General features: G+C 71.8%; 20 protein-coding genes. 2 read left to right on the plus strand and 18 right to left on the minus strand.

The window, feature by feature from the left end:
* Positions 1-93 precede the first annotated feature (93 nt).
* From V6S66_RS13595 to V6S66_RS13640, 10 genes are all read right to left on the minus strand, one after another.
* Positions 94-1,383, minus strand: coding sequence for a GAF domain-containing protein (locus V6S66_RS13595; RefSeq protein ID WP_334207332.1), 1,290 nt, complete (start codon positions 1,381-1,383; stop codon positions 94-96).
* A gap of 134 nt (positions 1,384-1,517) precedes the next feature.
* Positions 1,518-2,189 (minus strand): methionine ABC transporter permease, encoded by a 672-nt coding sequence (locus tag V6S66_RS13600; protein ID WP_442885950.1) that lies wholly within the window; start codon positions 2,187-2,189, stop codon positions 1,518-1,520.
* A gap of 20 nt (positions 2,190-2,209) precedes the next feature.
* Complete coding sequence (locus V6S66_RS13605; RefSeq protein WP_334207334.1) at positions 2,210-3,256, minus strand: methionine ABC transporter ATP-binding protein; 1,047 nt, start codon at positions 3,254-3,256, stop codon at positions 2,210-2,212.
* A gap of 34 nt (positions 3,257-3,290) precedes the next feature.
* Positions 3,291-4,205: a MetQ/NlpA family ABC transporter substrate-binding protein gene (locus V6S66_RS13610; RefSeq protein ID WP_334207335.1), complete on the minus strand. Its 915-nt coding sequence runs from the start codon at positions 4,203-4,205 to the stop codon at positions 3,291-3,293.
* Between the two features lie 149 nt (positions 4,206-4,354).
* The gene (locus tag V6S66_RS13615; protein ID WP_334207336.1) at positions 4,355-5,056 is read right to left on the minus strand and encodes an acyltransferase; all 702 of its coding nucleotides are present in this window, start codon (positions 5,054-5,056) and stop codon (positions 4,355-4,357) included.
* A gap of 26 nt (positions 5,057-5,082) precedes the next feature.
* Positions 5,083-6,282, minus strand: coding sequence for an ROK family protein (locus V6S66_RS13620; RefSeq protein ID WP_334207337.1), 1,200 nt, complete (start codon positions 6,280-6,282; stop codon positions 5,083-5,085).
* A gap of 10 nt (positions 6,283-6,292) precedes the next feature.
* A complete protein-coding gene (locus V6S66_RS13625; protein WP_334207338.1) occupies positions 6,293-7,567 on the minus strand; it encodes a sugar ABC transporter permease in 1,275 nt (424 codons plus the stop codon).
* A 37-nt stretch (positions 7,568-7,604) separates the two neighbouring features.
* Positions 7,605-8,378: an ATP-binding cassette domain-containing protein gene (locus V6S66_RS13630; protein ID WP_334207339.1), complete on the minus strand. Its 774-nt coding sequence runs from the start codon at positions 8,376-8,378 to the stop codon at positions 7,605-7,607.
* Between the two features lie 96 nt (positions 8,379-8,474).
* Complete coding sequence (locus V6S66_RS13635; protein WP_334207340.1) at positions 8,475-9,548, minus strand: sugar ABC transporter substrate-binding protein; 1,074 nt, start codon at positions 9,546-9,548, stop codon at positions 8,475-8,477.
* Between the two features lie 169 nt (positions 9,549-9,717).
* The gene (locus V6S66_RS13640) at positions 9,718-10,917 is read right to left on the minus strand and encodes an ROK family protein (RefSeq protein WP_334207341.1); all 1,200 of its coding nucleotides are present in this window, start codon (positions 10,915-10,917) and stop codon (positions 9,718-9,720) included.
* Positions 10,918-10,981: 64 nt separating this feature from the next.
* Here V6S66_RS13640 and xylA point away from each other — a divergent pair, with 64 nt between their 5' ends.
* Positions 10,982-12,163 carry a xylose isomerase gene (gene xylA, locus V6S66_RS13645; RefSeq protein WP_334207342.1) on the plus strand — a complete coding sequence of 394 codons (1,182 nt, stop codon included), beginning with the start codon at positions 10,982-10,984 and terminating at the stop codon, positions 12,161-12,163.
* Positions 12,164-12,165: 2 nt separating this feature from the next.
* The gene (locus V6S66_RS13650; protein ID WP_334207343.1) at positions 12,166-13,572 is read left to right on the plus strand and encodes a xylulokinase; all 1,407 of its coding nucleotides are present in this window, start codon (positions 12,166-12,168) and stop codon (positions 13,570-13,572) included.
* Here the strand turns inward: V6S66_RS13650 and V6S66_RS13655 are convergent.
* The 8 genes from V6S66_RS13655 to V6S66_RS13690 all read right to left on the minus strand — a co-directional run bounded on the left by V6S66_RS13655 (position 13,524) and on the right by V6S66_RS13690 (position 21,317).
* Positions 13,524-14,417: an aldose epimerase family protein gene (locus V6S66_RS13655; RefSeq protein WP_334207344.1), complete on the minus strand. Its 894-nt coding sequence runs from the start codon at positions 14,415-14,417 to the stop codon at positions 13,524-13,526. The two genes, V6S66_RS13650 and V6S66_RS13655, sit on opposite strands and share 49 nt — an antisense overlap.
* 10 nt (positions 14,418-14,427) lie before the next feature.
* Complete coding sequence (locus V6S66_RS13660; RefSeq protein WP_334207345.1) at positions 14,428-14,808, minus strand: MmcQ/YjbR family DNA-binding protein; 381 nt, start codon at positions 14,806-14,808, stop codon at positions 14,428-14,430.
* 228 nt (positions 14,809-15,036) lie between these two features.
* Positions 15,037-16,668, minus strand: a complete 1,632-nt coding sequence (gene groL, locus V6S66_RS13665) for a chaperonin GroEL (protein ID WP_334207346.1) — start codon at positions 16,666-16,668, stop codon at positions 15,037-15,039.
* A 243-nt stretch (positions 16,669-16,911) separates the two neighbouring features.
* Positions 16,912-18,183 carry a hypothetical protein gene (locus V6S66_RS13670; RefSeq protein WP_334207347.1) on the minus strand — a complete coding sequence of 424 codons (1,272 nt, stop codon included), beginning with the start codon at positions 18,181-18,183 and terminating at the stop codon, positions 16,912-16,914.
* On the minus strand, positions 18,180-18,593 hold the full coding sequence (locus V6S66_RS13675; RefSeq protein WP_334207348.1) for a hypothetical protein: 414 nt from the start codon (positions 18,591-18,593) through the stop codon (positions 18,180-18,182). Before V6S66_RS13675 ends, V6S66_RS13670 begins: the two co-directional genes overlap by 4 nt.
* Complete coding sequence (locus V6S66_RS13680) at positions 18,590-18,817, minus strand: hypothetical protein (protein ID WP_334207349.1); 228 nt, start codon at positions 18,815-18,817, stop codon at positions 18,590-18,592. Before V6S66_RS13680 ends, V6S66_RS13675 begins: the two co-directional genes overlap by 4 nt.
* Positions 18,814-20,625 carry a hypothetical protein gene (locus V6S66_RS13685; RefSeq protein WP_334207350.1) on the minus strand — a complete coding sequence of 604 codons (1,812 nt, stop codon included), beginning with the start codon at positions 20,623-20,625 and terminating at the stop codon, positions 18,814-18,816. Before V6S66_RS13685 ends, V6S66_RS13680 begins: the two co-directional genes overlap by 4 nt.
* Positions 20,626-21,035: 410 nt before the next feature.
* Positions 21,036-21,317: a ubiquitin-like small modifier protein 1 gene (locus tag V6S66_RS13690; protein WP_334207351.1), complete on the minus strand. Its 282-nt coding sequence runs from the start codon at positions 21,315-21,317 to the stop codon at positions 21,036-21,038.
* Positions 21,318-21,323 lie beyond the last annotated feature (6 nt).

The raw sequence follows: 21,323 nt of genomic DNA on the forward strand, positions 1-21,323 counted from the left end.
CAAATCTTGCGCCCCCCACGCCTCGGGAGTCGGTCAGCCCACGAGGAGCGCCCGGCACCGCATGGGTCCGTGCGCTGTGGTCGTTCCGTGCGATCAGCTCTGGGCGTCGTCGAGACGGGCGACGTGGGTCTCGACCTGGGCGTACCGGGGCGAGGAGACCGGCAGGATGTCGAGCGCGTGCTCCCACACCTCGAAGTCGTCACGGCCGTGCGCGGTGTCGGCGAACGTGAGGATCGCGTCGGCATCGTCGCTGGTGAGCAGCGACGAGCGCACGCGCAGGTGGAGCGCCTCACGTAGCTCGACGACCGCCGGGGCCGTCGACTCGGGCAGGACCGGGCCCCGGTAGGCCGCCACCGCCTGCCGCAGTCGCCCCTCGGCCAGCTCGCGGCGCACCGTGGCGACGTCGGTGGCCACGGCGTTCTCCAGACGGTAGGGGCGCGAGGCCAGCGCGACCGGACCGAGCACGCTGCGCAGCCGGGAGATCTCGGCGCGGATCGTGACGTCGGCCTGTTCGTCGTCGCTCAGGGCCACCGCGAGCTCGCCCGCCCGCCAGCCGTCGGGGCGCTCGGTCAGGAGCAGGAGCAGCTCGCTGTGCCGCAGGCCCAGGCGCGACATCGTGGTGCCGTGCCGGAACGTGGCGCCCCGGGCCCCCAGGACCTCGAGCGTCGGCACGGTCCACCCGGACCCAGCGACGGACGGGCTGGGCGTCGGCGGGCTGAGCCGGTGAATGCGGAGCTCGGCCTCGACCGCGGCGACCGTGGCACGCACGAGCGACAGGCTCTGCACCGTGGCGACCTCGGCGGTGCCGGTGAGGTCGAGCACGCCCAGGACCGCACCGGTGTCGGGGTCGTGGATGGGCGCGGCTGAGCACGACCAGGGCGTGACGTTGCGCGAGAGGTGCTCGGGACCGAAGATCTGGACCGGCTTGTCGAGGGCCAGCGCGGTGCCCGGGGCGTTGGTGCCCGCACTGGCCTCGCTCCAGTCGGCACCCGGCAGGAAGTGCATGCCCTCGGCGCGGGCCCTGAGGTCGTGGGAGCCCTCGACCCACAGCAGCTGGCCGACCGCGTCGCTGACGGCGACGAGGTGGCCGGCCTCGGCCGCGGACTCCACGAGCAGCTGCCGGATCACGGGCATTGCGATCGCGAGCGGGTGGGACGCACGGATCTCAGCCAGTCGGTCGTCGTCGAGCACGATCGAGGCCAAGGAGTACTCGGGGTCGATCCCGCCCGCGAGGCTGCGTCGCCACGAGTCGTGGACCAAGGTGCGCAGGGCGGGATCAGCCAGCCCCGTCGACACGAACGCGTCGTGCGCCCGTGCGAGGTAGCGGGCGAGCTGCTCCGCGTCGGCACCGGGTGGCACCGCGAGGTCATTGCTGCGTCCCATGCCCGAAGGGTACTCCGGCGTGTGACACGGGTCACGCCTCGACGTCGGGCCCGCCCCGGCGTACCGGAGTGGGCGGTGAGTGGTCCACCCCACCGCCGCCCAGGAGGTGGAACACTCACCGCCCCATCGGCTCGTCAGCGACGCAGGACCCGGCGCGCCAGGGCGTTGCCGGCGAACTGGCCCACCTGGACGATCAGGATCACGATGACCAGGGCGGTCCAGGTGACGACCGGCTCGAACTGGCGGTACCCCTCGGTGAGCGCGAGCTGGCCGAGTCCGCCGGCCCCGATCGTGCCGACGATCGCCGTCATGTCGACGATCGCCACGAGGGCGAACGTGAAGCCGAGGATCAGTGGACCGAATGCCTCCGGCAGGAGCACCGTGCGAACGACCTGCCACCGCGAGGCCCCCATCGACCGAGCCGCCTCGAGCACCCCCGGGTCGACGCCGACGAGGTTCTGCTCCACGATGCGACCGACGCCGAACGCCGAACCGAACACGATCGCGACGACCGCGTGGCCGGTCCCGATCCCGTCGACGCCGATCGCCCGCGAGAACGGCTGCAGCGCGACCGCGAGCAGGATGAACGGGATCGGCCGGAAGAAGTTGACCAGCACGTTGAGCACGACGCTGACGACCCCGCTGGGGGCGATGCCACCGGCGCGGGTCACGTAGAGGGTCGTGCCGATCACGAGGCCGAGGAACCCGCCGAGGACCAGGCCCGTGCCCGCGAGGAACAGGGTCTCGCCGAAGGCCGAGACGAACTGGCTCTGGAGGTCGATGACCGGCGCGAAGTAGTCGCGCAGTCCGTCGAGCACGCCGCCCATCAGGCCACCGCCTCGCCCGTGCCGAGGTCCGTCAGCGGGACCAGCTCCCCGACCCGGGCCACGACCGCGTCGACCGCCGCACGGTCACCGCGCAGCTCCAGCGTCAGATGTCCGAAGCTGCGGCCGCGGACGTCCTCGACGCCGCCGTGGACGAGCTCGAGCTCGACCCCGGCACGGATGATCTCGCCGAACACCTGCGACTGCGTCGTGGCGTCCTCGCGGAACGACAGCGTGACGAGGCGGCCCGGATGGCGGCGCCGCAGCTGCTCGAGGTCGTGGTCCTCCGGGACGTCGTCGACGATCGTGCGCACGAAGCGCCGGGTCGCGGGGTGCTGGGGGGCGGAGAAGATCCGGAACGCAGAGTCGGACTCCACGATGCGCCCCTCCTCCATCACGACGATGCGGTCGGCGATGGTCTTGACGACCTCCATCTCGTGCGTGATGACGAGCACCGTGACGCCGAGCTCGGTGTTGATCCGCTTCAGCAGGTCGAGCACCTCGACGGTCGTCTCGGGGTCGAGGGCGCTGGTGGCCTCGTCGGCCAGCAGGATCGCCGGCCCGGCGGCGAGCGCGCGGGCGATGCCGACACGCTGCTTCTGGCCGCCCGACAGCTGCTCCGGGTAGGCCAGGGCCTGGTCGAGCAGGCCCACGAAGTGCAGCAGCTCCGAGACGCGTTCGCGCTGCTCCTGCTTGGAGCGCCCCGCGATCTCGAGCGGGTAGGCGATGTTGCCGTAGACCGTGCGCGACGTGAAGAGGTTGAACTGCTGGAAGATCATCCCGATCCCCCGGCGCACGCGGTTGAGCTCACGCTCGGGCAGGGTCGTCAGGTCGACGCCGTCGACCACGACCCGGCCGGTCGTGGCCTTCTCCAGGGCGTTGACGACGCGCAGCAGGGTCGACTTGCCGGCGCCGGAGTACCCGACGATGCCGACGATCTCGCCAGCCTCGACCGACAGCGACACGTCCTGCACGGCGCGCACGGGCTCACCCCGACGACCGCGGGGTGGGAACGTCACGGAGACGCCGTCGAGCTCGATCAGGGCCATGGTCTTCCTTCCGGTCCGCACGATGAAGACCTGGCTACTGGTGGTCCCGGACGACCTTCTCGGTGTCCTGGAGCAGCTTCGCCAGGTCCGCGGGCGGCGTCTTGAGCAGCACCGCGGTGCCGCCGGAGACCTCGAGCACGCCGTCGGTCACGGCCTGGGTGTCCTGGAAGAGCTCGACGAGCCTCCGGTAGTCCGCGTTGTCCTTGTCCTCGCCGCGGGCGACGAACACGTTGACGTAGGGCGCCGCGAGCGGGTCGGCCGGGTCGTCGGTCGCGAGCGCGCCGTCGAAGTCCAGACCGGCCTTCTCGACGAAGTCGTTGTTGACGATCGCCGCGGCGACGTCGTCGAGGCTCGTGGCCGTGAAGTCGGCTCCGGCCTGCGTGACCTCGACGCGCGACGCCGCGGTGTCGATGTCCGAGGTGTCGGAGAAGATCGTGCCGCCGTCGCTGAGCTCGATCAGGCCGGCCTGCTGGAGGATGTTCAGCCCGCGTGCCTGGTTGCTCGCGTCGTCGGGAACCACGACCTGCGCCCCGTCCGGGATCTGGTCGATCGAGTCGTACTGCTTGGAGTACAGCGCCAGCGGGTAGATCGCGGTCGAGCCGACCGGCGTGAGGTCGTCGCCGCCCGCGACGTTGTAGTCGGCGAGGTAGACGAGGTGCTGGAACTGGTTGAGGTCCAGCTCGCCGGCGCTGAGGGCGGGGTTGAGCTGCGTGTAGTCGGTGAAGTCGACGATCTCGACCTCGATCCCCTCGTCGGCCGCGGTCTCCTCGAAGGTGGACCAGTAGGGGTCGCTCGCGCCGACGACGCCGATCCTGATGGCGTCACCGTTGCCGCGGAAGAGGAAGAAGTACCCGCCGGCAAGGAGGGCGATCACCACGATGACGACCACCGCGAGGAGGCCCTTGCGGCTCTCGGGTGCGTCGACGAGCTGGTCGGAGTGCATGGTCATGCGGGCGTTCCTTCGTTCACGGGAGCCGGGTCTCGACTCCGCCAGGTAGTCCGGGGATCGCCCGGTGTGCCCAGCCTAGGAACGCCCTGACCACGACCCGGACCGCCGTTCACGATGCGAGACGTTCCGGTGTGGGCCCGGCCACGTGCCTACGGCGCGTCCTCGAAGCTCCACGTCGTGCCCTCGCGGACGACCCGCGCCGGCACCCCGGCGACGACCGTGCCGGCCGGCACCTTCTGCCCGCGCACGAGGCTGCGCATCCCGACGCAGGCGTCCTCGCCGATCTCCACGTGGCCCGTCACGACGGCCTCGCGGCACAGCCAGACGTGGCGGCCGATCCGCACGTGCGCGCCGAACGGGTTGATGCGGTCGCCGGTCGCGACGTCGGTGAGCCGGTGCATGTCGTCGGTCGCGACGTAGACGTCGGCCGCCCACAGCTGGTCACCCTCGACGACGATCGACCCGCCGTTGCGGGCGTCGACCACCGGCTGACGCGTCGCCACGACGGGACCGTGGAGCACGACCTGCGAGTCGGCACCGCAGTAGATCTCCCCCGCGGTCAGCACGACCCGTTCGCCGACGAACACCGTGGCGCGGTCGCCACCGACCAGCAGCGACGCCAGGTGCTCCATGGGCGAGCCCACGGCCACGACGACGTCGCGCATCGGGAACAACATGAGCTGCTCGAGCACCCGGGCCGGCAGGTACGCACCGTCGGCGAGGTACAGGGCGTTGTCGCAGTCGTGCCACCACTGCGGGACGCCGTCGGTGGCCAGCGCCCAGACCTGGGCGTCGACCGCCTCCGCCCGGACGCCCGCCTCGCGCAGTCGCTGCCGGTGTGCGTCCTTCATGACCGCATCATCGCGCACCGGTGGCGTCAGCCGGCGAGCACACCCGCGGGGTCGGCGAGCAGGGCCTCGAACGCCGCCTCGGCCGCTCCCACGAGGACGGAGTCACCTCCGAGCGCCGGACGCGTGAGGCGGACCTGCGCCCCGGGCGCCGCCATGACACCGCGCTGCATCGCGGCGAGGATCTGCGGCTCGACCAGACGGTGCAGCGAGGCCAGGTAGCCGCCGAGCACCACGACCTGGGGGTTCAACAGGTTGACGACGTTCGCGAGGCCGTGGCCGACGTGGCGGGCGATCTCGTGCAGCGACTCGGCCGGGCCGTCGAAGTCGTCGAGCACCGCGTCGAGGGTCGGCACGACGTCGGCGGGCGCACCGATGGCCCGGGCGATGGCGACGGCGCCGATCTCGGTCTCCCAGCACCCGCGGTTGCCGCAGTGGCACCGCCGGCCGTTCGGGTCGTACGACATGTGCCCCATCTCGCCGGCGAACCCGCCCGCGCCCCCCAGCGGCCGACCCGCCGTGATGACGCCGGCACCGACGCCGACGTCACCGGAGACGTACACCAGGTGGTCGACGTCGACGCCGGCTCCGCGGACGTGCTCCGCGAGCGCGCCGAGGTCGGCGTCGTTCGCGAGCACGTGGGAGACGTCCAGGTCGAGGCGCTCGCGCACGAGCTTCTCGAACGGCACCTCGTGCCAGCCCAGGTTGGGGGCGAACAGGACGACCCCGTCGGCCTGGCGGACCACACCCGGGACGCTGATGCCGACGCCGACCAGCGAGGAGTGGGCCGGTGCGTCGGCACGGACCGCGGCCACGAGTCCCACGATCGTCTGGGCGACGTGCTCCGGCGCGGGCTCGGGCGGGAGGTTCATCCGCGCCCGGACCTCGACGTCGCACCCGAGTCCGACGCGACCGACCACGACCCGGTCGACCCCCACGTCGATCGCGAGCACGTACGCGCGGCGCGACACGACCTCGAGTCCGGCCGACGGTCGACCGGCGCCGTTGCGCGCCGCCACGGGTCCCGAGCTCCGCACGAGGCCCAGGTCCTCGAGCGTCGACGCCAGCCCGCCGATGGTGCTGCGGTTGAGCGCCATCTGGTTCGTCAGCGAGGCCCGCGAGGTGCTGCCCGTGCGGTGCACCGAGCGGAGCACCGTGCCGAGGTTGTGACGTCGCACGGCCTCCTGGTTGGTCCCAGTGCCGGGGCGGTCGAGTCCTGGGCGCGTCACTCCGGGCACGCTAGCCGACGCCGGCGGCCGAGCGCCGACGCCGTGACACCGCGTCGACCGCGGCCGCGAGCAGGAGGACCGAACCCGTGACGACGAAGTTGATGTAGCTGGGCTGGTCGAGGAGTCCGAGGCCGTTGGCGATCGTGGCGATCACCAGACCACCGATGACCGCATCACGCGCCTTGCCCCGTCCGCCGAACAGGCTCGTGCCACCGATCACGGCGGCACCCACCGCGTACAGCAGCGTGTTGCTGCCACCGGAGGACGCCGAGACCTTGCCCGCGTTCGAGGCGGCGATGATGCCGCTGACGGCCGCCATCGACGAGCCGATCATGAACGCCTGGACCCGGATCCGGTCGACGTTGATGCCGGCGCGACGGGCCGCCTCGCGGTTGCCACCGACGGCGTAGAGGTGCCGGCCGAACGTCGTGCGTGTCAGCACGTACGTCCAGAAGATCAGGAGGAAGCCGACGAGTGGCAGGACCCAGGGGATGCCCTCGATCGGGAAGTTCGGGTTGCGGCTGCGGTTGGCGTTGAGCACGGCGGCGAGCACGAGCACGACGACCGCGAGTCCGGCGATCTTGACCAGCACCACGCTGAACGGCAGGTGCTGGAGGTTCTGGCGGACCTGACGTCGGTGCCGCAGCAGCGACAGGATCGCGAACGCGGCGACGACACCACCGGCGAGCGCCCACCCGGCCACGACCGGGAGGTTGTCGATCGAGATCCCGCGGATGACGTCGTCGTCGACCCGGACCGACCCGCCCTCGCCGATCATGCGGAGCAGGGCGCCCTGGAGGCCGAGGAAGAAGGCCAGCGTCACGACGAACGACGGGATGCCCAGCTTCGCGACCAGCACGCCGATCACCAGGCCGATCACCGCGCCGGCGGCGATGCCGGCGAGTACCGCCACGGGCCATCCCAGCCCCTGGTCCCGGATCATCAGCGCCATGACGGCGGCACCCGTCGCGCCGGTGAAGCCGGCGGACAGGTCGATGTCGCCCAGGAGCAGCACGAAGACCAGGCCCATCGCGAGCACGCAGATCGCGCCGGCCTGGGTGATGAGGTTGGCGATGTTGAGCTCGGTCAGGAAGGTGTCGCTCGCGATGCTGAAGCCGATCACGAGGGTCAGGAGGCCGAGGGTCGCCGGGAGCGCTCCCATGTCGCCGCCGCGGAGACGGGTCAGGTAGTCACGGCCGGCCTCGCGCAGCCCGGCGGCACTGTGGGAGTCCGACGCGAAGTCGGACCCGGCGAGCCCGGACGTCGGGGTCGTGTCGGTGGACATCTGGTTCCTGCTCTCGGGGTCGAGGGTGGGGGGAGGATCAGGCGTGCAGGGCGGACGGGGCCAGACCGAGGTCGCCGCTGCGACCGGCCGTGATGAGCTCCACGACCTGCCCGTGGTTGACGTCCTGGGTGGCGACGTCGGCGGCCACCCGGCCGAGGTAGAGGGCCGTGATGCGGTCGGCGACCTCGAACACGTCGTTCATGTTGTGCGAGATCAGCACGACGCCCAGGCCCTGGTCGGCGAGGCGACGCACGAGGTCGAGGACCTGACGGGTCTGGGCCACGCCGAGAGCCGCGGTGGGCTCGTCGAGCAGCACGACCTTGGAGTTCCAGAGCACGGCCTTGGCGATCGCGACGGTCTGGCGCTGACCGCCCGACAGGCTGGCGACGCCCTGACGGACCGACTTCACGGTGCGCACCGACAGCGAGGCCAGCGTCTCGCGGGCCCGCTCCTCCATCGTGGCCTCGTCGAGGAAGGGGCCCTTCTTCAGCTCACGGCCGAGGAACATGTTCTCGACGATGTCGAGGTTGTCGCACAGGGCGAGGTCTTGGTAGACCACCTCGATGCCCAGCGCCGAGGCCGCCTTGGGGCTCGTGATGTGGACCCGGTTCCCCTCGAAGTACTGCTCGCCGGAGTCGGCGGCGTAGATGCCCGCCACGGTCTTGACGAGCGTCGACTTGCCGGCGCCGTTGTCGCCGACGAGTGCCGTGACCTGGCCGGGGTGGACGGCGAAGTTCACGTCGTGCAGCACGTGGACGGCGCCGAAGATCTTGTTGACGTTCCGCAGCTCCAGGAGCGGGGTGTCGGTCATGCGGTCCTCCGAGGCAAGGGGATCAGGGGTGGGACGAGCGACGTGCGGTGCTCCGCTCCCCGAGGTGCGAGCACCTCGGGGAGCGGAGCGGGGGCATCAGGAGATGCCGGCCGCCTCGCAGAGGGCGGCGAAGTCGCCCGTGCAGACGTCCTCGGCCTTGACGCCACCGTCGTCGACGACGGACTTGACGTTGTCCTTGGTGATGGACTCCGGAGTCAGCAGCACCGACGGGACGTCGCGGTCGCCGGTGGCGTCCTCGGTCGTGCCGGTCGTCTCGGCGTCCTCGCCCTTGACCAGCGCGATCGCGGTGTCGGCCAGCGCACCGGCCTCGAGCTTGGCGGACTTGTAGACCGTCATGCACTGGGTGCCGGCGAGGATGTTCTGCAGACCCTCGACCGTCGCGTCCTGACCGGTGACGGGGACCTGACCGGCCTGGCCGTTCTTCTCCAGGATCGAGATGACCGAGCCCGCGAGACCGTCGTTGGCCGCGTAGACGCCCTGGACGTCGCCGCCGGCCTGCGTGTACAGCTGCTCGAAGATCGTGACGGCCTGCTCGTTGTCCCAGTCCGGGACGGCCTGCTCGCCGACCTGCGTGTAGGCGGCGATCGGGTCGAGCTTGCTGTGTGCGCCGGCCGAGAACAGCGTGGCGTTGTTGTCGGTCGGGCTGCCGTTCAGGTAGATGACGTTGGCCGGGGTGTCGCCCAGGCACTGGGCGAGGCCCTCACCCTGCAGCTCACCGACGACCGTGTTGTCGAACGACACGTAGTAGTCGGCCGAGCCGCCGAGCGTCAGGCGGTCGTAGTCGATCGTCTTGACGCCCTGAGCGGCCGCCTTCTCCTGGATCGCGGCGCCGGAGTCGGAGTCGAGGTTGACGATCGCGAGGACCGTGACGCCGTCGGCGATCATGCCGTCGGCGATCGTGGCCATCTTCTCCGCGTCGCCCTCGGCGTTCTGGATCGTGTACTCGACGTCGGCGTCCTCGAACGCCGCCTCGAGGGCCGGACGGTCGGCGCTCTCCCAGCGGACCGACGACTTAGTGTCCGGCAGGATCACCCCGATCTTGCCCTCGGACGAGCCGCCGTCGCCGGCACCGTCGTCACTGCCGCAGGCCGCGAGTGACAACGTCGCTGCCATCGCGACGGCCACCATGATGTTGCGCGTTCGCTTCATGCGGACGCCTCCTAGCTCTGTCGTGCGAAATGGGATGCCGGGCCGCACGGAACTGAGTGGCTCGACGTCAATTGTTGTGTCGCACAACATATGCAGGTGATGGGGGTCACGTCCAGTGTTTCGCCCACATTTCCTCGGCGAAGTTCTCCCGCCTCGTCGCCACGCCCACCTAGACCCAGGCCGACGGGCGGGCCACCACGTCGGCGAGCGCCCGGTGAGCCGCCCCCGTGGCAGCGGCCGCGTGGTCGCCCCGGGCGACGCTGACCTGCACCGGCTTCCAGCGCGAGCCGAGCACGCGGGCGTCCAGGCGCGCGCGGATCGCCTCGATCGTCCCGGGCTCGAGCGCCGCGAGGTGACCGCCCAGCACGACCGACGAGATGCCCACGACGTTGACGACACTGGCGAGGGCGACGCTCAGCGCGTGCGTGACCTGCTCGATCGCGGCGAGCACCCGCGGGTCCCCCGAGGCCGCCCCCGCGGCGAGCTCCGCGGCCACGCGCTCGCGCGGAAGACCCGAGACCTCCGCGAGCGCCCGGATGCCCACGTACTGCTCCAGGCACCCCGTCGACCCACAGCCGCACGCCGGGCCCGACGGGTCGACGCACACGTGACCGAGCTCGCCCGCGGCGCCGTGCTCACCCGCCAGGACGCGCCCGCCCGAGACGATCGCGCCCCCCACGCCGACCGCGGCCGAGACGTGGACGAAGTCCGTCCACGGCCCCGGTCGGCCTGGACGGGGCTCGGCCTCCAGAAGGGCCGCCATGTCGGCCTCGTTGGCGACCTGCACCGGGCGCCGGCCGCCGACCGACGCGAGCATCCCGGCGACGTCGACGTCGTTCCACCGCAGGTTCGGGGCGCGCAGGAGGTGACCGTCGTCGTCGACGATGCCCGGCACCGCGACACCGACACCGACGAGCCGTCGCCCCTGCAGCCGCCGCCGGACCTCCCGCGCCTCGTGGGCCAGGGCGTCGAGCACCGACTCGGCGTCGCGGGGCGAGGAGGGGACGTCGCGCTCCCCCACGACCTGACCTCGCAGGTCGACGGCCCGCACGAGCAGCCGGTCGGTCTCGACGGCCAGGCCGAGCCCGACGATCCCGGTCCCGGGCAGCAGTCCCTTGGCCGGTCGGCCTCGCCCCCCGAGCGTCCGCTCGACCTCGTCGAGCACGCGGGCGGCGACGAGCTCGTCGACCAGGCGTCCGGCGGTGGCCCGCGTCATGGAGAGCTCCGCGGCCAGGTCGGCCCGCGACGGTGGGACGTCGGTGCGGCAGACGGCGGCCACGATCGCCGCGAGATTGCGTTCGCGCAGGCTGGACTGCCGCACCGCGACGGGTGCCGGCACGCTCCACGACGTGGCGCCCGGTTCGACCATGCGTTGACAGTAGCGGACTCGGCGACTTAAGTTCAGCCATCGAACTAATCACGAGGAGTCTGTCATGACCGTCCGCCGCCCCACCCCCGACGACCGCTTCTCCTTCGGTCTGTGGACCGTCGGCTGGACCGGCGCCGACCCCTTCGGCCCTGCGTCGCGCCCTGCGCTCGACCCGACCGAGTACGTCGCGCGGCTGGCCGAGCTCGGCGCCTGGGGCATCACGTTCCACGACAACGACGTCTTCGCGTTCGACGCCGACGAGGCCGAGCGCGAGCGTGCCGTGGGAGCGGTCAAGGACGCCGCCGACGCGGCCGGGCTCGTGATCGAGATGGTCACGACCAACACGTTCAGCCACCCGGTCTTCAAGGACGGCGGACTGACCTCCAACGACCGCGGCGTCCGCCGGTTCGGTCTGCGCAAGGTCCTGCGCGCGGTCGACATCGCGGCCTCCGTCGGCGCCTCGACGTTCGTCATGTGGGGCGGGCGCGAGGGCTCGGAGTACGACGGGTCGAAGGACGTCCACGCGGCGCACGAGCGCTACAAGGAGGGCATCGACACGATCGCGGGCTACATCAAGTCGCAGGGCTACGACCTGCGGATCGGCCTGGAGCCCAAGCCCAACGAGCCGCGCGGTGACATCTTCCTGCCGACCGCCGGTCACGCGCTGGCCCTGATCTCCGAGCTCGAGCACGGCGACATCGTCGGCCTGAACCCCGAGACGGGTCACGAGCAGATGGCGAACCTCAACTACACGCACACCCTCGGCCAGGCCCTCTGGCACGACAAGCTGTTCCACATCGACCTGAACGGCCAGCGTGGTCTGAAGTACGACCAGGACCTCGTGTTCGGCCACGGCGACCTGATCTCGGCCTTCTTCACCGTCGACCTGCTCGAGAACGGCTTCCCCGCGACGCCGGACGGCCCGCGCTACACCGGCCCGCGCCACTTCGACTACAAGCCGTCGCGCACCGAGTACATGGATGGCGTGTGGGCCTCGGCCGAGGCCTGCATGAGCACGTACATCGCGCTGGCCGAGAAGGCGACGGCCTTCCGGGCCGACGCCCGCGTCCAGGAGGCCATGACCTACGCCGGGCTGTTCGAGCTGGCCGAGCCGACGATGGCACCCGGCGAGACCGTGGCCGACCTGCTCGCCGGCGACGACGGCTTCGACCCCGAGGTCGCGGCCGAGCGCGACTTCGGCTTCGTCGCGCTCCAGCAGCTCGCCGTCGAGCACCTCATCGGCTGACCGTGACCCTCGTCGCCGGGGTCGACTCCTCGACCCAGTCCTGCACCGTCGTCGTGGTCGACGCCGCCGACGGCCGGGTCGTGCGGTCCGGCCGCGCACCCCATCCCGAGGGCACGGAGGTCGATCCCGAGCACTGGTGGCGGGCGCTGCAGGAGGCCGTGGCGGCGGCCGGCGGGCTCGACGACGTCGCCGCGGTGTCGATCGGCGGCCAGCAGCACGGTCTCGTGGCGCTCGGCGCCGACGGGGCGGTGCTGCGGCCCGCGCTCCTGTGGAACGACACCCGCTCGGGGAAGGCGGCCGCCGACCTCGTCCGGGAACGTGGTGCGCAAGCCTGGGCCGACGATACCGGAACGGTGCCGGTCGCCTCGATCACGGCGACGAAGCTCCGCTGGATGGCCGACCACGAGCCGGAGCTCGCGCACCGGATCGCCGCGGTGGCACTTCCGCACGACTGGCTCACCTGGCGACTGCGCGGCACGGGACGGCTCGACGACCTGACGACCGACCGGTCCGATGCGTCAGGCACGGGGTACGTGGACACCAACGGCACCTACCGTCGGGACCTGCTGGCCCACGCCCTGCGGCGCCCCGACGCCGACGCGATCGTGCTCCCCCACATCCTGGGCCCGTCCGAGGGGGTGGAGGGTCGTGGGATCGTCCTGGGTCCCGGCTGTGGCGACAACGCCGGGGCCGCACTCGGACTGGGCCTGCGGCCCGGCGACACCAGCATCTCGATCGGCACGTCGGGGGTCGTGGCCGCCGTCTCCGCCACCTCGACGCACGACGCCTCGGGCCTGGTGGCCGGCTTCTGCGACGCCACGGGCCGCCACCTCCCGCTCGCGGCCACCCTGAACGGTGCGCGTGTCCTCGACGCGACGGCGCGCCTGCTCGGGGTCGACCACGACGGGCTCACCGCGCTGGCGCTCGCCGCCGAGCCCGGGGCCGGCGGCCTCGTGCACGTGCCGTACCTCGAGGGCGAGCGCACCCCGAACCTGCCGACCGCCACGGGCTCCCTCGCGGGCATGAGCCTGCGGTCGATGACCCGCGAGAACCTGGCCCGTGCCGCCGTGGAGGGCCTGTGGTGCCTGCTCCACGGCGCGCTGGACGCGGTCCGGACGCAAGGCATCGCGATCGAGACCGTCACGCTCGTGGGCGGCGCTGCGCAGTCCGCGGCGGTGCGGGCGGTGGCACCGTCCGTGCTCGGCCTGCCCGTCACCGTGCCGGAGACGGCCGAGTACGTCGCGCTGGGCGCCGCGCGTCAGGCGGCCTGGGTGCTGGCCGGAGGCTCCGAGCCGCCGACGTGGGCCCTGGCCACCGCCGCCGTGGTGGAGGGCCGGCACCGACCCGAGATCGCCGACCGCTACCGGTCGCTGGCGGCCGAGTACGCCCAGCGTGTCGACGAGCGATAGGTCTGTCCCGGCCTCAGCACGACGTCGACGCCCGGACGGTGCGGACCGTCGGGCACCTGCTGGGCCTCGATCGCGACCCCACCGGCCGACCCGCCGGTGAAGACCTGCACGCTCGGCCGGTCGCTCACGACGTCGATCCGCCGCGAGCCGTCGGCCGCCGCGATGCGGGCCACGTGCCGGCGGCCGTGCCCCGGCACGAGCCAGGCATGGTCGAAGCCGCTGCTCGGCGTGACCGTGAGCCCCGCGCGCAGGTCGAACGGCGTGCCGTCGACCGGCGACGTCCCGGGCCGCGGGATGCCCAGCTCGTCGACCGGGAGGTAGAGCTCCGCGGGCACCGTGACGACGGGCGAGGGGCCGAGCTCGAAGTAGGGGTGGGAGGCCAGGTTGACGACCGTCGGCGCGTCGCAGACGGCCGAGAGCTCGACGTCGACCGCCGTGTCGTGCAGGCGGTACTCCACGGTGGCCACGAGGGTCCCGGGGAACCCCTGGTCGCCGTCGGGACTCGTCAGGCGCAGCACCACGCGGTCGTCGTCGCGCTCGGCGACCTGCCAGGTCCGCCGGGGGAAGCCGTCGCCGCCGCCGTGCAGCGTGGACGGCGGCTCGTTGGCGTCGAGCCGGTGCGTGACCCCGTCGATCGTGACCGTCGCTCCTGCGATGCGGTTGGCGTACCGACCGACGACGACCCCGCAGTAGGGCGCATCGGCGGCGAGCCGCTCGGCCGGCGTCCGTGACACCAGCAGGTTCGCGCCGGTGCCCGGGGCGGGCACCCACGCGTCGACCGCGGCCCCACGGTCGAGCACCGAGAGTCGGGCACCTGCGGGACTGGTCAGCTCGAGACGCTCCACTCCCGTGACGCTACTCCCCCGGACGGTCGACGAGCGCGGCGAGCGCGGGAGGCGCCTGCCGGCAGTAGGAGTCGGTCAGCAGCTCGGCGACCTCCCCGAGGTCGACCGGGTGCTGCGGGTCGTCGAGCACCAGGCCCACCGCGTCGGACCCCCACCCGCCGACGCGGAACCGGGGGCCACCCAGGTGCACGAAGGCCGCGACCTCGTCGGGATCGGCCCGGAACGTGACCCGCAGGAGCTGGTCCTCGCCGCCGAACACGTGGGCGACCGTGGCACTGCGGACGCGCCACCGCGTGCCGGCCCAGGCCTTCTCCGCCCGGCACTCCGGGAACCGCGACAGGACGGCGTCGAACCGCGCGACCCACTCCGGCGGGACCTCTGACCGTGCCACGGCTCCACCCTGCCAGCGAGCACCGACAGCGAGCACTGAAAGCCCGGAAGCGGTGAGCCAGCACCCACTCCCGTTCCCCGCGCTGGCCGAGCGGTGAGCCAGCAACCTTCGGGTGCCGGCCGCCCCGATGCGGTTGCCTGCGCACCGCCCGCGGCGGGGCGGGGACGCGAAGGGGCCCCGGACCGTGTGGTCCGGGGCCCCTCGCTTCGTTCCGTCAGCTGCGTGGGCTCAGAAGCCCATGCCGCCCATGTCGCCCATGTCGGGCGCGCCACCGGCAGCGCCGGCCGGCTCGGGCTTGTCGGCCACGACGGCCTCGGTGGTGAGGAACAGCGCCGCGATGGACGCCGCGTTCTGCAGCGCCGAGCGCGTCACCTTGGCCGGGTCGATGATGCCCGCGGCCAGGAGGTCGACGTACTCGCCCGTGGCCGCGTTGAGGCCGTGGCCCGGCTCCAGGTTGGCGACCTTCTCGGCGACGACGCCGCCCTCGAGACCGGCGTTGACCGCGATCTGCTTGAGCGGGGCCGACGACGCCTTGCGGACGATGTTGGCGCCCGTGGCCTCGTCACCCTCGAGGTCGAGCTTCTCGAACGCGAGCTTGGTGGCCTGGACGAGTGCCACGCCGCCTCCGGCGACGATGCCCTCCTCGACGGCAGCCTTGGCGTTGCGCACGGCGTCCTCGATGCGGTGCTTGCGCTCCTTGAGCTCAACCTCCGTGGCCGCGCCGACCTTGATGACGGCCACGCCGCCGGCCAGCTTCGCGAGGCGCTCCTGCAGCTTCTCGCGGTCGTAGTCGGAGTCCGAGTTCTCGATCTCGGCGCGGATCTGGCTGACCCGACCGGCGATCTGCGTCTCGTCGCCGCCACCCTCGACGATGGTGGTCTCGTCCTTGGTGGTGACGACCTTGCGCGCCGTGCCGAGCAGCGAGATGTCGGCGTTCTCGAGCTTGAGGCCGACCTCCTCGCTGATGACCTCGCCACCGGTGAGGATCGCGATGTCGGTGAGCATCGCCTTGCGGCGGTCACCGAAGCCGGGGGCCTTGACGGCGACCGACTTGAAGGTGCCGCGCATCTTGTTGACGATCAGCGTCGCGAGGGCCTCGCCCTCGACGTCCTCGGCGATGATGACGAGCGGCTTGCTCGACTGCATGACCTTCTCGAGGACCGGCACGAGGTCCTTGATCGAGGTGATCTTGCTGTTGACGATCAGGATGTACGGATCCTCGAGGACCGTCTCCATGCGCTCGGGGTCGGTCACGAAGTAGCCCGACAGGTGACCCTTGTCGAACCGCATGCCCTCGGTGAGCTCCAGGTCGAGGCCGAACGTGTTCGACTCCTCGACCGTGATGACGCCCTCCTTGCCGACCTTGTCCATGGCCTCGGCGATGATGTCGCCGACCGTGGTGTCGGCGGCCGAGATGGACGCGGTGGAGGCGATCTGCTCCTTGGTCTCGACGTCGACGGCCATCGCGAGCAGCTGCTCGCTGACGGCGGCCACGGCAGCCTCGATGCCCTTCTTCAGGCCCATCGGGTTGGCGCCGGCGGCGACGTTGCGCAGGCCCTCGCGCACGAGCGCCTGGGCCAGGACGGTGGCGGTGGTGGTGCCGTCGCCCGCGACGTCGTCGGTCTTCTTGGCGACCTCCTTGACGAGCTCGGCGCCGATCTTCTCGTAGGGATCCTCGAGCTCGATCTCCTTGGCGATGGAGACGCCGTCGTTGGTGATCGTGGGGGCGCCCCACTTCTTCTCCAGGACGACGTTGCGACCCTTCGGGCCGAGCGTGACCTTGACGGCGTCGGCGAGCTGGTTCATACCGCGCTCGAGGCCGCGCCGGGCTTCCTCGTTGAATGCAATGGACTTGGCCATGGTGCTGTCTCTCCGCGTCAGTTGCGTGGAATGGGATCGGTCGGGGGTGCCCGCGACGGACGGTCGGCGCCGACCGGGGAACCCTGCTCCCCCGCCGGATCGACCTCACCGGTCCGACCGATGGGTTCTGGCACTCTCAGCGTACGAGTGCCAGTGTCGAAGTTAGCACTCGCCCATGGCGAGTGCAAAGAGGTGGGGGCTGTGCTCGTCTCGCCGCCCAGGGCCCGGCACCCCTGCCGGACGTCAGACGCTGAAGAGCAGCCAGAGGCCCGTGAACGTGAACGCGATCATGACGAACAGCATCGCGAGCTGGCCCGTCAGACGGTGACTGCGCGGCAGCACCACGAGCGCACGGTCGTGGGCGGCCAGCACCGCGACGATGTGGCCGACCACCACGGCCGTGACCTTGAGCGACGCGAGCAGCTCGGGGTCGCGCGACAGCACGTACGAGGCGCTCAGCTCACCGAACGGCTCCCACCCGCGACCGAACGGGTCGAGCAGCAGGATCAGGGTCTCCTGGCCCTTCTCGACCAGGTACGTCGCGTAGTGGGCCACGATGTAGCCGACCACGATCGGCACGAGCGTGTGGGCGAGGTCGCCCGGCAGCGCGCGGCGCTGCATCCGGGACACGCCCCCGGTGGCCGCTGCGGCGGCGGCGAACAGCCCGCCCGCGACGAGGCAGAACCCCACCAGCGCGGCCGTCTGCTCGAGGTCGCCGACGTCGCGGCGCTGCCAGAACGGCGAGGCCGAGAACGAGTCGAACGCGGTGGAGCCGAGGAGGACCCCCAGCACGCCGACGAGGCCGGGAGCCACCGGCACCTGCGTCAGGCTCCGCATCGGGTTGTGCAGGCGCCACCGACCGTCGAGGACGAACGGCGACAGCCGGGCGACGATCGCGCTGTAGACGTCGAACGGATCGGCGCGGTCGAACCACGTCGGTCCCACGAGGACACCTCCGACGACCATCGCCGCCACGTAGACGCCGACCCACCAGCGCACCGCCTCCACGCTCCCGGGGTCGGGCGAGGCGAGCTCGAGCCACACGAAGGCCAGCAGACCGAACGCCGCCGGCCAGTAGCCCAGCCGGGCGGGCCAGGCCACGAACCCCCCCGGCCGGCCGGCGAGGCGACCCACGACCGCCTGGATCGTGCGCCACGGCGACAGGTCGCGCCAGACGTGGCCGAAGGCCAGCGCCAACGGCACGAGCCCGACCCAGACCAAGACGTACACCGCCCCGAGGCCACCGTTGGAGGCGTCGGCCGGGCCGGCGAACAGGGCCGTCAGCACCCAGGCGGTGAGCAGCAGACCGAGGACGGCCAGCCAGGGCCGACGTGGCGGAGGCCCCGCCGCGGGGCCGTCGGCCTGGAGCCGTGGCTCCTTCCAGGCGAGCGCCAGGACGGCGAACGAGATGGTGAGGGCCCAGGACGCGCCGATGATGGCCGTCGTGAACGGGATCGGCAGGTCGGTCGCCCCACCGATGCCGTGGGCCGGCAGGACCAGGGTGAACGGGGTCACGAGACGACGAGCTGCACGATGACCGCATCGCTGTGGTGCGACTCCACCGCGACCTGACCGGGCCGGTCGACCGTGAACTCCAGCTCGCCCGACGCGCCCGCGGCCACGTCCAACGCGTGCTCGGGGTCGGAGTGCACGTGCACCTCGTCGGCCTCGCCGGACCGGTTCGTCACGACGAGCCGGACCGTCTGTCCCACCTCGACGTCGACGCGGTCGCCCCGCGGGGTCGGACCGTCGTCGGCCAGCGTGACGTCGACGACGACCGCGTCGTCGGCGGGCTCCTGCGACGCCGTCGAGCCCGAGCTCGCGCTCGGTGTCGGCTCACCCGAGGCAGCGGGACCGTCGTCGGCCCCGCAGGCCGCCAGGGCCAGCACGAGCAACGCTGCGGCGGCCGCTGCGACACCCCTCATCGTTCACCCCGATCGTCGTCGATGCCCTTCAGGTCGTCCGGGACCTCGTCGAGCCCCCGCTCGAGCAGCTCCTGCTCCCGCCGCTCGTCGCGCCGGTCCTTGCGGGCCACGTAGACCACGACCCCGACCACCACGATCGCCGGCACGAAGGCCGGGATCGCGAGGATCAGCGGGTGATGGGCCTGGAACACCACCTCGGACGCGAGCTCGATCGAGCCCGTCATCCCGCGACGGTGTCGCGCGTCGCCGCCTCCGACTCCGCCTGCTCACGCAGACGGGACGAGAAGCGGGAGACCGAGACGCAGATGCCGATCAGCACCGCGAGGCTCGTGATCAGCACGACGAGGTTCGCGACGCCCCACAGCCAGGCGGGAGCGCTGAAGTCGCGCTCGCGCTGCAGGATCTCGATCTCCGGCACGAACTCGACCGGCTCGCCGTCGGTCGCGATGAACTCCTCGGCGCCGATCGCCTCGTCCGGTGCCAGGTAGATGGGCGCCGCGGTGAGGGTGCGACCGTCCTGCACGCGCAGGAGGGTCTTCCAGGTGCCGCCGACCGGGATCGGGATCGTGGACTCGTACGTGTTGTCGCCGACCTTCGCGAGGTTGTCGGTCACGACGCCCTCGCCGCCGCCCTGCCACGCGGTGACCTGGACCCAGGTCGGGTCGCCGTCGACGAGGCCGTCCGACAGCGTGGCGGTGACCGTCATGACGTCGCCGGTCGGCGTCGACATCCGCGTCGTCTCGAACGTCGCCGTGGCGTCGTCGGGCACCGTGGCCCACAGGCCGTTGGCCACCGCGGCCGACGTCACGAGGATCGAGGCCGTCACGATCGTGCGGCCCACGGCCCGGGACGGAAGGCGCCCGTGCAGGCCGAGGGCGAAGAGCCCGCCGCACAGACCCGCTCCGACCGCGACCGGCACGGTCATCGCGAGTCCCTCGAGCCACATGTCCTGCGTCCACGCGAACTGGAAGACCTGGTCGTTCCAGATCTTCTCGACGACCGTGCCGACCGTGCCGATCAGCAGTCCGGCGACGGCACCGAAGGCCAGGAAGTTGCGCCGCAGCGCCGTGAGCGCGAGCAGCTCGACCAGCAGCGCGCTGCCGAGGTAGAGCGGGAAGACGTGGTCGGCCTGGCCGAACACCGGGCCCACGATGAACGACACGAGACCGCGCATGCCCAGGAAGAAGGCCGCGGCGAACAGGGCGGCGCCGGGACCGACGAACAACCGTGCCGCGACCAGCGTCAGACCGGCGGCCGCCGCGATCATCATCGGGGCGAAGACCATGCGGAACTGCGCGATGCCGAAGTCGAACTCCGCCTGGAAGACCGAGAGGCCGATCAGCAGGCCACCGAAGGCGGCGCCGTAGCTGAGGAAGCGTGCGAGTCCGCCGCGGTCGAAGAACTCCGCCGAGAACTCGCCCTCGCGGCGGAGCAGGATGATGCCGGCGGTCGAGAGCCCTGCACCGCCGATCAGCATGATGTGGGTGGGGCCCCAGAGCGTGACGTCCTGGCCGAAGAGCCGGTGCCACACGTCGTCGAGCGGGAAGCCGATCAGCGCGTAGAGGCCGCACGCGGCGATGTAGATGCCCGCGACGGGGGCGTGCCACTGTCGGGTGATCCTGACCGACGCGATTCCGGGCTTGACGCCGTCACGCGGCCAGACGACGGCACTCATGCCGGCGATGAACAGCGCGAAGAGCCCGTAGAGGATCAGGTAGTGGGCGGGGTTGGCCAGCGGGCCCTCGTCGCGGCCGCGACCGGCGTGCAGGCTGACGTCCCACAGGAAGCCCAGGAGGGCGACGATGAGCGAGCTGGCGACGAACGCGCTGGCGATGGCCGACCAGCCGGGCTCGCCGAGCCGCTTGTTGAGCTGCTCGCCGAGCGTCTGGAACCACTCGATGCGATGCGTGCGGTGCGCCCAGGCGATCCACAGCAGCACGAGCGAGACGAGGCCGGCGGCGACCGAGAGCCCGAAGACCTGGTCGAGCGCTGCGCCACCGACGGGCGCGGAATCGGGAGCCTGAAGAAGCATACCGGGAGTATGGCGGCTGGCATGTGCCATGGCAACTGTCATGTAACACTCCTGTCATGCGTCCTCGGTCACACCGACCGCGATAGCCGACATCATCGGGGTGACGCGCGTCACATGCAAGGGTCGGGCCGGGCTGGACCGGCGGATCTGCCCGGCGGATCTGCCCGGCGCAGAGTGCGGGACGAGCGGCCACGGACCACCAGCGGGCGGTGAGCACGCCGTCACCCGCGCCAGCCAGATGACGGCGTACTCACCGTTACACCCGCAGCGTGACGGCACACTCACCGCCCACCCGGTTTGCGTGTGGTCCGTGGCCGCTTGTCCCTCCCCACGGCGAAAGGTCCTGCGACCGGTGGTTTCGAGGCTCGCGCGCCAGGGCGCACTCGTACCTCAGCCAGCGAGGTGGTGCGTCAGCAGGACCCGCCCGCAACGGCGGGGATGATGGAGATCTGGGTGCCGTCGGGGGTCGTGGTGTCGAGGCCCTGCGTGAAGCGCACGTCCTCCTCCGCGACGTAGATGTTCACGAACCGGCGCAGCTTGCCGTCCTCGTCGACGACGCGGGCCTTGAGGCCCGGGTAGGTCGACTCGAGCGAGTCGAGCACCTCGGCGAGGGTCGCGCCCTCGGCGGTGACCTGCGACGAGTCCTCGGTGTACGAACGGAGGATCGTGGGGATGCGGACGGAAACGGACACGGGGGT

This window comes from Aeromicrobium sp. Sec7.5, from assembly GCF_036867135.1.
Lineage (GTDB): Bacteria > Actinomycetota > Actinomycetes > Propionibacteriales > Nocardioidaceae > Aeromicrobium.

Bases quoted from the DNA above. Each gene is read 5' to 3' on its own strand.
- V6S66_RS13595 (WP_334207332.1), bottom strand. From the start codon at position 1,383: ATGGGACGCAGCAATGACCTCGCGGTGCCACCCGGTGCCGACGCGGAG.
- V6S66_RS13605 (WP_334207334.1), bottom strand. From the start codon at position 3,256: ATGGCCCTGATCGAGCTCGACGGCGTCTCCGTGACGTTCCCACCCCGC.
- V6S66_RS13610 (WP_334207335.1), bottom strand. From the start codon at position 4,205: ATGACCATGCACTCCGACCAGCTCGTCGACGCACCCGAGAGCCGCAAG.
- V6S66_RS13615 (WP_334207336.1), bottom strand. From the start codon at position 5,056: ATGAAGGACGCACACCGGCAGCGACTGCGCGAGGCGGGCGTCCGGGCG.
- V6S66_RS13625 (WP_334207338.1), bottom strand. From the start codon at position 7,567: ATGTCCACCGACACGACCCCGACGTCCGGGCTCGCCGGGTCCGACTTC.
- V6S66_RS13630 (WP_334207339.1), bottom strand. From the start codon at position 8,378: ATGACCGACACCCCGCTCCTGGAGCTGCGGAACGTCAACAAGATCTTC.
- V6S66_RS13635 (WP_334207340.1), bottom strand. From the start codon at position 9,548: ATGAAGCGAACGCGCAACATCATGGTGGCCGTCGCGATGGCAGCGACG.
- V6S66_RS13640 (WP_334207341.1), bottom strand. From the start codon at position 10,917: ATGGTCGAACCGGGCGCCACGTCGTGGAGCGTGCCGGCACCCGTCGCG.
- xylA (WP_334207342.1), top strand. From the start codon at position 10,982: ATGACCGTCCGCCGCCCCACCCCCGACGACCGCTTCTCCTTCGGTCTG.
- groL (WP_334207346.1), bottom strand. From the start codon at position 16,668: ATGGCCAAGTCCATTGCATTCAACGAGGAAGCCCGGCGCGGCCTCGAG.
- V6S66_RS13675 (WP_334207348.1), bottom strand. From the start codon at position 18,593: ATGAGGGGTGTCGCAGCGGCCGCCGCAGCGTTGCTCGTGCTGGCCCTG.
- V6S66_RS13680 (WP_334207349.1), bottom strand. From the start codon at position 18,817: ATGACGGGCTCGATCGAGCTCGCGTCCGAGGTGGTGTTCCAGGCCCAT.
- V6S66_RS13685 (WP_334207350.1), bottom strand. From the start codon at position 20,625: ATGCTTCTTCAGGCTCCCGATTCCGCGCCCGTCGGTGGCGCAGCGCTC.